Origin of the sequence: Paenibacillus sp. FSL K6-1318 (assembly GCF_037976905.1) — a bacterium.
Lineage (GTDB): Bacteria > Bacillota > Bacilli > Paenibacillales > Paenibacillaceae > Paenibacillus > Paenibacillus amylolyticus_A.
This window is the reverse complement of record NZ_CP150270.1, coordinates 3,774,467-3,785,896: the sequence shown is the minus strand read 5'-3', so window position 1 is coordinate 3,785,896 and position 11,430 is coordinate 3,774,467. Positions and strand designations below refer to the sequence as shown.

The 11,430-nt window shown below is 49.0% G+C and carries 11 protein-coding genes; 8 read left to right on the top strand and 3 right to left on the bottom strand.

The genetic code is table 11. From position 1 onward, the window contains the following. The first annotated feature begins 90 nt into the window (after positions 1-90). From glpX to NYE45_RS16520, 5 genes are all read left to right on the top strand, one after another. Positions 91-1,173, top strand: a complete 1,083-nt coding sequence (gene glpX, locus NYE45_RS16540; RefSeq protein WP_340013235.1) for a class II fructose-bisphosphatase — start codon at positions 91-93, stop codon at positions 1,171-1,173. Positions 1,174-1,348: 175 nt separating this feature from the next. Further along, the gene (locus tag NYE45_RS16535; protein ID WP_340013234.1) at positions 1,349-2,398 is read left to right on the top strand and encodes a LacI family DNA-binding transcriptional regulator; all 1,050 of its coding nucleotides are present in this window, start codon (positions 1,349-1,351) and stop codon (positions 2,396-2,398) included. Positions 2,399-2,452: 54 nt separating this feature from the next. Further along, entirely contained in the window at positions 2,453-3,625 is a 1,173-nt protein-coding gene (locus tag NYE45_RS16530; RefSeq protein ID WP_340013233.1) for a Gfo/Idh/MocA family oxidoreductase, read from the top strand. A gap of 69 nt (positions 3,626-3,694) precedes the next feature. Next, complete coding sequence (locus tag NYE45_RS16525) at positions 3,695-4,420, top strand: ThuA domain-containing protein (RefSeq protein ID WP_340013232.1); 726 nt, start codon at positions 3,695-3,697, stop codon at positions 4,418-4,420. 96 nt (positions 4,421-4,516) lie between these two features. Further along, positions 4,517-5,623 carry a Gfo/Idh/MocA family oxidoreductase gene (locus NYE45_RS16520; RefSeq protein ID WP_340013231.1) on the top strand — a complete coding sequence of 369 codons (1,107 nt, stop codon included), beginning with the start codon at positions 4,517-4,519 and terminating at the stop codon, positions 5,621-5,623. 169 nt (positions 5,624-5,792) lie between these two features. On the opposite strand, the gene NYE45_RS16515 is transcribed toward NYE45_RS16520, so the two are convergent. Further along, positions 5,793-6,611, bottom strand: a complete 819-nt coding sequence (locus tag NYE45_RS16515; protein WP_340013229.1) for a radical SAM protein — start codon at positions 6,609-6,611, stop codon at positions 5,793-5,795. Then, positions 6,608-7,192, bottom strand: a complete 585-nt coding sequence (locus NYE45_RS16510) for a bifunctional transcriptional activator/DNA repair enzyme AdaA (RefSeq protein WP_340013227.1) — start codon at positions 7,190-7,192, stop codon at positions 6,608-6,610. The genes NYE45_RS16515 and NYE45_RS16510 overlap by 4 nt, the downstream gene beginning before the upstream one ends. Before the next feature lie 430 nt (positions 7,193-7,622). Here NYE45_RS16510 and NYE45_RS16505 point away from each other — a divergent pair, with 430 nt between their 5' ends. The 3 genes from NYE45_RS16505 (at position 7,623) to NYE45_RS16495 (ending at position 9,866) form a co-directional block, all read left to right on the top strand. Then, the gene (locus NYE45_RS16505; RefSeq protein WP_340013226.1) at positions 7,623-8,603 is read left to right on the top strand and encodes a Gfo/Idh/MocA family oxidoreductase; all 981 of its coding nucleotides are present in this window, start codon (positions 7,623-7,625) and stop codon (positions 8,601-8,603) included. Positions 8,604-8,743: 140 nt separating this feature from the next. Then, positions 8,744-8,941 (top strand): hypothetical protein, encoded by a 198-nt coding sequence (locus NYE45_RS16500; RefSeq protein ID WP_340013225.1) that lies wholly within the window; start codon positions 8,744-8,746, stop codon positions 8,939-8,941. Between the two features lie 31 nt (positions 8,942-8,972). Further along, complete coding sequence (locus tag NYE45_RS16495; RefSeq protein ID WP_340013223.1) at positions 8,973-9,866, top strand: NAD-dependent epimerase/dehydratase family protein; 894 nt, start codon at positions 8,973-8,975, stop codon at positions 9,864-9,866. 232 nt (positions 9,867-10,098) lie between these two features. Here NYE45_RS16495 and NYE45_RS16490 read toward each other — a convergent pair whose 3' ends face one another. Then, on the bottom strand, positions 10,099-11,115 hold the full coding sequence (locus tag NYE45_RS16490; RefSeq protein ID WP_340013221.1) for a LacI family DNA-binding transcriptional regulator: 1,017 nt from the start codon (positions 11,113-11,115) through the stop codon (positions 10,099-10,101). Positions 11,116-11,430: the final 315 nt, after the last annotated feature.

Genomic DNA, 11,430 nt, shown 5'->3' with positions numbered 1-11,430 from the left:
CTAATTATAGATCAATTTCATATGGATTTGCGATGGATTTAGTACCGCTTTCACGTTATGCTTTTGGAAATTGGAAAGGAAGTGGGAAAAATGGAACGCGAACTGGCGTTGGAAATTGTCAGAGTAACAGAATTGGCTGCGTTAGCTTCAGCACCCTGGATGGGACGAGGCGATAAGAACAGTGCAGATGAAGCGGCTACTTTGGCCATGCGCGCCATGTTCGATTCCGTGTCCATTCGCGGCACGGTGGTAATCGGTGAAGGAGAAATGGACGAAGCACCCATGTTGTACATTGGCGAGGAAGTGGGCAACGCTGAAGGCCCTGAGGTTGACGTGGCTGTAGACCCGCTCGAAGGTACAGAAATCGTGGCCAAAGGACTAAACAACGCTCTATCGGTTATTGCAGTGGCGGGAAAAGGTAACCTGCTCCACGCTCCGGACATGTATATGGAGAAACTGGCTGTAGGTCCTGCGCTTGTAGGCAAGGTCAGCATTGAAGACCCCGTTGAAGTCACACTGGAGAAAGCAGCAGCTGCTTTGAACAAAAATATCTCGGACCTCACTGTGATGATTCTGGATCGTGTGCGGCATGAGAGCACAATCAAGACGCTGCGCAAGGTTGGGGTGCGGATCAAGTTCCTTAGTGACGGCGATGTTGCGGGTGCGATGGCACCGGCTTTCCCGGAGGCGGGTATTGATCTGTATGTGGGGTCTGGAGGAGCGCCGGAAGGTGTGCTGGCGGCAGCTGCCCTGTCCTGCCTAGGGGGCGAGATTCAAGGTCGCCTGATGCCTGCCAACGCGGACGAATTCCAGCGCTGCCTGCAGATGGGGATCGATAATCCTTACAAAGTGTTAACGATGCAGGATATGATCGGCACAGAGGATGTCATTTTTGCCGCAACGGGTGTGACGCCAGGTGAGATTCTGGGAGGGGTACGGTATCTTGCGGATGATCGGGCCGAGACCGATTCGATTGTCATGCGTGCCAAAACCAAAACGATTCGGTTTATTCGTTCCCAGCACTTCCTGCCGAACAAAGAAGTGCTGCACAAAGTAAGACAGCTGCAATCCACGCCAGAACCTTCGGATCGCATTCCGGGTCATGTGAAAACGATGGAACAGGCGGAATTTAGCCAATCCTCCGTTGATCAGGGCGTAACAACGACGTTGTAATTGTTCTTCAGTAGTTGTTAAAAGGATGGGGAAATGGGGGCAATCCATTCCTCATCCTTTTTGTGTTAAAAGCATTGACAACGGTTACATGGCATGAGAAAATGTACGCGCGTACATAAATATTTATTTTTAATTATTATACCATTTATTGATGAGCTAGAAGGGGGTGAAATTCATGGCATCTCGTAGAGAAGTGGCTGATCTTGCGGGGGTTTCCGAGGCAACGGTATCCCGGGTGCTCAATGGGGTAGGTCCTATTAAAGAAGAGACGCGCCGCAAGGTTCTCGAAGCTTCCGAACAGTTAGGCTATGTGCCCAGCGCTCTTGCTCGCAGCTTTGCCAGAAGTAAGAGCGGGAACCTTGGTGTGGTATTGCCTTATGTTCCGAAGGCGCATCTGTTCTCGGCGTATTTTTTCTCGGAAATGCTGAGTGGAATTGGAAGCAAAGCCAGAGACAATGGCATGGACCTGCTGGTTATGTTCCGGACACCTGGTGAGGTGATGAATTATACGGATCTGTTCCGGCGTCAGAAAGTGGACGCATGCATTATCCTTGGTGCCAGAGATGATCACGAAGAACTGGCGGCCATGCAGCAGCTTCATCAGGAAGGACACCCATTCTGTGTCATGAATCAGCATTTTGAGGGCCAATCGTTCATGGAAGTGGACGCGGATCATGTGGAAGGAAGCAGGCTTGCGATACGTCATCTTACGGATCAGGGGTATCGCAAAATCGCTTTTCTCAATGGTCCGGACAGCTACTCCAACAGCCAGGAGCGAATGGAAGGTGTCCGTCTTGGCCTGCAAGAAGCAGGTATGGAGCTGGACCCGAGCCTATTGCTTGAGGGGAATTACAGCAGACGAAGCGGCATAGCGGCGGCAGCAATTATAGCAGATCGGCTCCATGAAATCGACGCTGTATTTGCGGCCAATGATCGAATGGCTATTGGGGTTATGCATGGTTTGCGTGAGCGGGGAATAGGGCCTGCGGATTTTCCGGCATTCGTGGGTTATGACGACTCCGATGCCGCCGAGATGGCGGTTCCACCGCTGAGCAGCGTCAGGGTTCCATTTTTTGAAATGGGTGAACTTGCAGCATCGAAGTTAATGCGTGGGTCAGTGGTTGGAACACCTGAAGCAAATAACCCGGTTGTATCCGTAACTGAATCAGCAAGAGCGTTGTTGCCTACCGAACTGATCATCCGTGCTTCTTCTATCCGTCAATAGTTTAATGGTGCACATATTGAAAGACTTTTTATTATTCCAAAGGAGGAAATGACCATGTCAAATCGTCTTCGAGTCGGAATGGTTGGATACAAGTTTATGGGGAAGGCCCACAGTAACGCCTATCGCAGTCTGCCGATGTTTTTCCCGTCTGCTCCGTTACAGCCTGAGATGTCTGTGATCTGTGGACGTAACGAGCAGGGAGTTCAGGAGGCAGCGAGCCAGTTCGGTTGGTCCGAAAGTGTAACGGATTGGCGCGAACTGGTGAAGCGGGATGATATCGATCTGATTGATATTAACGCGCCAAGTGATGCCCATAAGGAAATTGCGTTGGAAGCAGCTCGTCAGGGCAAGCATCTGTTTTGTGAGAAGCCTCTGGCTCTGTCGCTCGCGGATTCGCGTGAGATGCTTCAGGCAGCAGAGGATGCTGGTGTCGCCCATATGGTGGGGTTCAACTATCGTTTCTCACCAGCGGTGCAGTTAGCCAAAGATCTGGTGGAGAGCGGACGACTGGGTAAGATCTATCATTTCCGTGCGTTTTTCCTTCAGGACTGGATCATGGACCCTTCGTTCCCATTGGTATGGCGTTTGCAAAAAGAAGTAGCTGGCTCCGGTTCCCATGGGGATCTGGGTGCACACTTAATCGACTTGGCTCGTTTCCTTGTTGGTGAGTTCCAGGAAGTCATCGGCATGAGCGAAACATTCATCAAAGAGCGACCGCTTGCAGCCGAAATGACTGGGCTGAGTGCAAAAGGCAGTTCGAATGCGGATGCACCCAAAGGGGAAGTAACCGTCGACGACGCTACGCTATTCCTGGCACGATTCGCAGGAGGTGCGCTGGGCAGCTTCGAGGCTACACGCTTTGCGGCGGGGCATCGCAGTACGAATTCGTTTGAGATTAACGGCAGTCTCGGCAGTGTACGATTTGATTTTGAACGGATGAATGAACTGGAAGTGTATTTTACTAAGGATGAAGAGGACGTACAGGGATTCCGCCGTGTACTGGCGACCGATCCTGCACATAAATATGCCGAAGCTTGGTGGCCTGCCGGACATACGATTGGATTCGAGCACACGTTCACGCATGAAATGCTGGAGCTGGTGACTGCGATCTCTGAAGGCCGACAACCATCACCGAGTTTCCACGATGGGGTCGGCTGTCAGGCTGTACTTGAAGCCGTAGAACGTTCGGTGACGGAGCGGCGTTGGGTGACGCTTGAAGAGATGTGAGCAAGCAAGACAGAGACGTCAGGATGAGGTTGAATACCACTAAACTATCCGAAAGTGAGTGATTAAACGATGAGCAAAGCACTGATTGTATGGGGCGGCTGGGATGGACATGAACCGGAGCAGGTAGCAGCGATTTTTGAACGTATTTTGAAGGAAGAGCAGTTTGAGGTTGAAGTCTCGAATACGTTGGAGTCTTATGCAGATGCAGAGAAGTTGCTGGGTCTGGATCTGATCGTACCTTTGTGGACGATGGGGCAGATTGAGCAGGAGCTGGTCAATAACGTATCAGCGGCTGTTCAGAGCGGTGTGGGCTTGGCTGGACTTCATGGTGGGATGTGTGATGCCTTCCGAAATAACGTGGACTGGCAGTTTATGACGGGTGGACAATGGGTTGCTCATCCAGGCAACGATGGTGTGGAGTATATGGTGAACATGAAGCGCGGCTCTAGCCCGTTATTGGATCATATTGAAGATTTTCAGGTGAAAAGCGAACAGTACTACCTGCACGTAGACCCGGCAGTGGAAGTGCTGGCAACGACTCGTTTTCCAGTGGTGACAGGCCCGCATGCGGCGAATGGACCCGTAGATATGCCAGTTGTTTGGACAAAACGCTGGGGCGCAGGGCGGGTATTCTACAACTCACTGGGACACCATGCGGATATTGTGGACATGAAACCCGTGACTGAAATGATGCGTAGTGGTTTCAAATGGACGGCAGCAGGCAAAGAGCTTGCGAAGAGCCGGACAGGTGCAGTGAATGAAGTATACACAGGTATGGCGGACAACCAGAACTAAAGAGACTGTAGTTTGATAGCACACGTAAAGTCATTCTCAACAATTCATCCTCAATGGATAAACCATTTCTGATCCACGGCGAAGGGAGCCCCAGGCATGAAAACAATGAAAGTAGGCATTATTGGCTGCGGTAAAATCAGCGGAATATATATGGAAAACTGTCACCGGTTCGAGGTGCTGGAGCTTGTTGCTGTTGCGGATCTTGACCGGAAACGTGCCGAAGAACAGGCTGCTGCCTATAATGTGCCAAACGTATACAGCGTCGACGAAATCTTGGCTGATCCCGAGATTGAGCTGATCATCAACCTGACGATTCCTTCCGTTCATGCGGATGTATGCTTGCGGGCGCTCGAATCAGGTAAACATGTGTATGTAGAAAAACCGCTCGCTGTTACCCGCGAGGAAGGTCAGGCCGTGCTCGAAACAGCGAAGCGCAAAGGGCTGCTCGTGGGCTGTGCGCCAGAGACGTTCTTCGGTTCAGGCATCCAGACTTCGCTTCAATTGGTGGAGGAAGGGGTAATCGGCAAGCCGGTGGCGGCGACCGCATTTATGATGAGCCGTGGTCATGAGCACTGGCACCCTGATCCGGAGTTTTATTACGCGTCAGGCGGTGGGCCAATGTTTGACATGGGTCCATACTATCTCACGGCATTGGTCCAGCTGATGGGACCGATCAAGTCAATTGCGGGTATGACAGGTAAAGCCATGGAAGAACGGACGATTACGAGTGAGAAAAAGAGAGGCCAGACGGTTCCCGTTGAAATTCCAACTCACGTTACCGGTCTGTTACAGTTTGAACAGGGAGCCATTGGCACGCTGATTACGAGTTTTGATGTATTTGGCGGAAGTGCATTGCCGCCGATTGAGATCTATGGCACGCACGGAACATTGCAGGTACCTGATCCCAACACCTTCGGCGGTCCAGTTCGTTACCGCTTGCTGGGTGAACAGGAATGGACGGAAGTTCCACTTCTCCCAGGGTATCAGGAGAATACACGCGGCATCGGTGTGGCAGATATGGCCTATGCAGCCCATAGCGGACGTGCACATCGGGCAAGTGGGGAGCTGGCATACCACGTTCTTGAGGCCATGTGGGCATTCCACGACTCATCAGATGAACAGACATTCTACCAAATGAAAAGCACGTGTCAGCGCCCGGCTGCATTGCCGGTGGATCTGCCATTGTATACATTGGATAAGTAAGATAGCCATTATTGTTTATGTCATGATAAATAGCCCCTTTTCCTTCAAACAAGGAAAGGGGCTATTTTTTATTAAATCCAAAAAAATCTGGGGATAACAGCGATCGGAAGGTTGTTCTGTCATCGGAGTGATCAGTGTAAATATTCTTCAGTTCAACTTATATAGCGATTTAGGGCTCAAATCCCGCCTGACTGATCCAGATCTCATCCTCGGCAAAATAGTCTTTCATCCGCTGAGCGACAGTTTTATACGCATTTGGATGATACCAGTGCTCCATCCCCACTTGCTGATAGAGCGACTCCATGCCGAGTCGACGGGTGCGCTTGCCCTCACTGCCATCACCCATGAAATAATCGTCAATACATACACGCTGAACCAGAGGTCTCAAAATAGCTGCAAACTGTTCACTGCTGGGTAATACGGGAGCAATCGCAACCTGTGTGGGTATTCCGGCATCCCGCAACTGTTCCAGTGCACGTAATCGGCCGGCAATCGGGGGAGCAGATGGACTGAAATGCTTGCGCATATCGTCCAGATCCGTCTCCACGGTCATGCTGACCCGAACCCGGTCACCTAACTGCTGTAGCAAATCTATATCCCGTGTAACCAGTGGACTGCGGGTCTGAACTAATACGAAATCCGGTGGATACTGTATCATCGTTTCAAACAATGAACGCGTGACACGCTCCTTGTATTCGGCGGGTTGATACGGGTCAGTACTGGATGACATGAATATGGTGACTTTGCCTTTCGTCAGGGCACGCTGCAATTCTTTGGCGAACACTCGAGAAGCCTCCTGTTTCACATCGACCCAACTTCCCCAATCCTCTTTGCGAAATAAGGAGACAGGCATCTGTCTGACATAACAATAGGAACAACCGAAGGCACAGCCAGTGTAAGGATTCAGCGTATGTGTATAGCCATGAAGGAATCCTGTTCCTTTGTTGAGTAACGTTTTGGGTACTTTGTAAGTAAGGTTGGTCTTCATGAGTTGTCATGCCTTTCGCGGTAGTGTGCAGGTGTGAGACCTGTGTGTTTGCGAAATACAGTAATGAAATAAGCTGGATTGGATATACCGACATGGCGTGCAATATCGGTGATGTTAAGTCTTGTATTTTCAAGCAACCTTCGTGCTTCGGTAATTCGTTTTTCCTGAATATATTGAACGGGTGTGCGGCCAGTAATCCGCTTAAACACACGATGCAGATGATAAGGACTGCCATGACTTACGGTGGCAAGAACATCTAGGGTTAGTGGCTCGGCATAATGATGTTCAATGTAATCGGTGATCCCATATATCCACTCCTGATCAGGTACCCGCTCGCCGGTTGGCTTGCAACGTTTGCAGGGTCTGAACTTTCGTGCTAATGCTTCTTCAACATAATGAAATATCAGAACATTTTCAGCTTTGGGTGCTCTCGATTTACAAGAAGGTCGACAGAAAATACCCGTTGTTTGCACACCGTAAAAGAACGTTCCATCATAAGAATTATCGTTGTGGATGATGGCATGCCAGTATTTTTGCTCTATAGATTCGGGTTGTATGCGATCTTGATCTCGACTTTCCACGGTGATCACCTCACCTCTAATTATACCCCTGATTTCAAGGAATTGACGAAGTTTCAACTTAAAAAGCAAGATATCAATATCTGGGTTATAGTACCTTCCTTCAATCTGAACGAAATATGAGCTACAATATACAGGATGGTATAAAGGTTATATAGGTTATATAGGTTCAACTAAACTTTCTACACGAGAACGGAGAGGACAGAAATAACGTGAAGAAGCGAAGCGTTCGCCTAAAAGCTTTCTGAAAGAAAGCTGCTTCGGAAGCATACGCTATCCCCGGATTTTCCCTTTGAAGAAGGGAATTGAAAAAAATCTGGGGATAACAGCGATCGGAAGGTTATTCTGTCATCGGAGTGGTAAGTGTAAATATTCTTTAGTTGAACTTATATAGAATTCAAATGAAATTTATAGATGAAAGAGGTAGGTAGGCATGGTTCGTTTTGGCGTAGTGGGTACCAACTGGATTACGGAAAGGCTTCTGGAAGCTGCAGCACAGGTTGAAGGATTCAAATTGACCGCGGTGTATTCAAGAACTGAAGATAAGGCTAACGCATTTGCAGATAAATATGATGTTGAACACCGCTTCACCGATCTGGCAGAGTTGGCGGCAAGTGATGTGATCGATGCAGTCTACATTGCAACACCGAATACGGTTCATGCGGAGCAGGCTGAGCTTTTTCTGAGAAACGGCAAACATGTATTGTGCGAGAAACCTCTGGCTGCGAATAGCGCCGAAGTTCGGAGAATGATCGATACAGCACGTGAACACGAGGTTCTGCTCATGGAAGCGATGAAATCCACCCTTGTTCCCCAGTTCAAAATGGTGCAGAAGAACCTGCATAAAATCGGACCTGTCCGCAAATACGTAGCAGGATACTCTCAGTATTCTTCGCGTTACGACAAGTACAAAGAGGGGATCGTCCTGAATGCCTTCAAGCCTGAACTCGCCAATGGGGCGTTAATGGATCTCGGTGTGTATTGTCTCTACCCATTGATTACATTGTTTGGTGCACCTAACCGGGTTCAGTCCCAAGCAATGATGCTTGAATCTGGCGTGGATGGACATGGTAGCGTGCTGCTGGATTATGACGGGATGGATGCGGTCGTTACATATTCCAAAATCTCCAACTCTCATCTACCAAGCGAAATCATGGGGGAACTGGGCAGCATCATCATTGACAAGATTGGTTCACCGGAACATGCAGAGATACGATACAATGACGGTACGGTGGAGCAGCTTACAGTCGAACAAACCCATCCGGCGATGTATTATGAAGTGGAGGAGTTCGTGAATCTGGTTCAGGAAGGCAAAAAGGAATCGGACATGAACACGTATGAACGCTCTTATGTTACGATGCAAGTCATGGATCAGATTCGGAACCAGATTGGACTTGTGTTCCCTAACGATTGATTCAAGAGCAGGAAAGGAAGCTGAGAAGAGATGAGCAGAGCAACTAGAGAAGAGCAGAAGAACAACAGAGAAGATCAGCAGTCCAGTGAGGTTTGGAACTGACGCAGATCGTTTTCATAGGAAGAACCTTCGAAGAATATATGAAAATGTTCAACCTGAAGGTGGAGGATCTTACAGGCAAGTCCATTCTGGATTGTTCAGGTGGAGCGTGTTCGTTCAGTAGTCAGGCGCGCAAATTGGGTGCCAACCCCATGGCCGTGGATATGGCCTACGAATACAAGATCGACGAGCTTGAAATAAAGGGATTTCAGGACATTGAGCATGCTTCAAATTGTTAAACATAATCGAACAAGATAGGAGGTATTTTGGATGAATAAAGTACTTATACTTGGGGGTACACGTTTCTTTGGTAAACGTCTCGTGGATCACTTGCTGTGGGAAGGGAAGTCTCAGATCACAGTCGCGACTCGTGGTAAAACGGATGTCGACTTCGGTCCCGAAGTGAATCGAATCAAGATGGATCGTGAAGACCCGGAATCTCTGGCAGAGGTTGCGCAGACAGACATGTGGGATGTCGTGTACGACAATATCTGCTATTCACCGGATGCGGCGAAATCAGCATGTGAAGCTTTTGCAGGACGCACCAAAAGATACGTTCTAACATCTACACTATCTGTGTACGGTGATCCCAAACCGGGATTTGCGGAAACGGATTTTGACCCGTATACATATCCATTGCAGTATGGGAGTGCTGCGGATTTTTCGTATGGAGAAGGTAAACGGCTTGCAGAGGCTGTATTTTTCCAGGAAGCGGATTTCCCGGTTGTGGCGATGCGCATTCCCATTGTACTCGGGATCGATGATTATACGAGAAGACTTCATTTTCATATTGAACATGTGCAAAAAGGGAAACCGATCGGCATGCCGAATCCGGATGCGGAGATTGGATTTATTAATTCCACGGAAGCGGCAAGATTTCTCGCCTGGCTTGGACATTCGTCCATTACCGGTCCGGTGAATGCAGCTTCCAAGGGTGCGATTACGCTGTCAGCCATGATGCATCTGATCGAGACCGTCACGGGCATGCAGTCCCAGATCCTTACGGAAACGGTAAAAGAGGACATGTCACCATTCGGAATCGAGCAATCATGGACGATGGAGACGACTAAGGCAGAACAAGCGGGGTATACATTCGAAGCTCTGATGGACTGGTTCCCGGGACTCGTTCGTGAGGTCGCTCTAGCATTACAGTCGGAGCGGTAGAATATCGGCTCGGATGGAACTGAAGGAAACGACAAGCCTGAATGAAACAGACCAACCAAACGGCTCGAACGACGGATTATTTCAGCGAATGAACTTCAAACAGGGTGCAACCAGAGCGTAATCTCCGGTGCACCCTGTTTAAGTTGTACATTTTTCGAATTTGAACGGGACCTAATCTAGATAAGTGGGACTAATCATTTGCATGATATTATTTCAACTCTTGCGCTTAAATCTATTTTTGCTCACGTGGGGCAGCAGCCGAGGCCCGTATGCGCAGTTCAGACGGTAAAATGACGGTTTGGGCTTCGGAAGGGGCTTTTCCCTCAATTCGGTCAATCAGCATCTGTACGCCCTGAAATCCGAAATCATATGCGGGCTGCGCAGCTACGGTCAGGAAAGGATCGAATGCCGAAGCCAGATCCAGATCGTCGAAGCACACGACAGAGATGTCTTCTGGCACACGTAGTCCCCGTTTGCGCAAAAGTCGAATGACTCCAATCGCCAGCATGTTGTTGGCGGCAAAAATGGCTGTTGGTTGATCCGGTTGAGAGAGTAGTCGATCCAGTCCCTCTTCATCGCTGAAATCCCGGTACCCGGTTCGAAGCACAAGCTCGGGATCGATATCAGCTCCGGCCTCACGTAAACCCGCTATATAACCTTCCTCCCGCAGTCTGGCGGTAGAAACCTCCGAAGAACCATTGACCAGAGCAATGCGCCGGTGTCCCAATTGCACCAGATATCGGATCAGAGCAATCGCTCCTTCCCGGCTATCTCCGGCAATCATATCTGACGTAATGCCAGGAACGGTTCGGTCCAGAAAGACAAACGGAATATGACGTTCCTGCAACTGTTTCAGATGAGGAAGAGAACGATCCCCCGCAGGGGCATAGAGTACACCATCCACGCGAGTAGACAGAATCGCGTCCACGTAATCCTTTTCCTTATTGTAATCCTCGTCACTATTGCCGAATAAAAGACGGTACCCACGAAGATGGGCTGCATCTTCAGCACCACGGGCCAGGGTTGTGTAAAAAGGGTTGGTAATATCCGTAATGAGCAATGAGAGCATTTGAGTTCGTTGAAGCACAAGGCTGCGCGCATTGGAGTTCGGGATGTATCCCAGTTCTTCGATCACCTGTTGCACACGTTCGCGTGTCGCGGAACTTATGCGGCCTGTATGATTAATGACCTTGGAGACCGTCATGGCGGAGACGTTGGCTTTTTTGGCAATATCGTAAATGGTAATCATTAGGGATCTAACCTTTCCGCAACATAGTCTTACCATTCTATAGGATAATGCCAATTGACAGCAAGATAGGCTCATGCTATGTTAGGGTTACCGATAACCCTAATAGGTTCTGAACGTCTTTACTACATAAACTATTTCGTTGAATTCGCTCATGCACGTTCCATCATCTTGAAGAGAGGAACTACATACAAGGCTGATTAATGAAATGGTTTATTGGTATTTTTTCAAATATGTAAACGCATTCAATTGTGGAACTGCTCTTGGTAATCTGTGTATGCAGCTCTTGTGTGCCACTCGGGTATCGGTTGTATTTCC

Excerpts from the sequence above, each read along its gene's own strand:
- glpX (WP_340013235.1), top strand. The coding sequence starts at position 91 with ATGGAACGCGAACTGGCGTTGGAAATTGTCAGAGTAACAGAATTGGCT.
- NYE45_RS16525 (WP_340013232.1), top strand. The coding sequence starts at position 3,695 with ATGAGCAAAGCACTGATTGTATGGGGCGGCTGGGATGGACATGAACCG.
- NYE45_RS16490 (WP_340013221.1), bottom strand. The coding sequence starts at position 11,115 with ATGATTACCATTTACGATATTGCCAAAAAAGCCAACGTCTCCGCCATG.
- NYE45_RS16530 (WP_340013233.1), top strand. The coding sequence starts at position 2,453 with ATGTCAAATCGTCTTCGAGTCGGAATGGTTGGATACAAGTTTATGGGG.
- NYE45_RS16500 (WP_340013225.1), top strand. The coding sequence starts at position 8,744 with ATGAAAATGTTCAACCTGAAGGTGGAGGATCTTACAGGCAAGTCCATT.
- NYE45_RS16495 (WP_340013223.1), top strand. The coding sequence starts at position 8,973 with ATGAATAAAGTACTTATACTTGGGGGTACACGTTTCTTTGGTAAACGT.
- NYE45_RS16515 (WP_340013229.1), bottom strand. The coding sequence starts at position 6,611 with ATGAAGACCAACCTTACTTACAAAGTACCCAAAACGTTACTCAACAAA.
- NYE45_RS16505 (WP_340013226.1), top strand. The coding sequence starts at position 7,623 with ATGGTTCGTTTTGGCGTAGTGGGTACCAACTGGATTACGGAAAGGCTT.
- NYE45_RS16520 (WP_340013231.1), top strand. The coding sequence starts at position 4,517 with ATGAAAACAATGAAAGTAGGCATTATTGGCTGCGGTAAAATCAGCGGA.
- NYE45_RS16535 (WP_340013234.1), top strand. The coding sequence starts at position 1,349 with ATGGCATCTCGTAGAGAAGTGGCTGATCTTGCGGGGGTTTCCGAGGCA.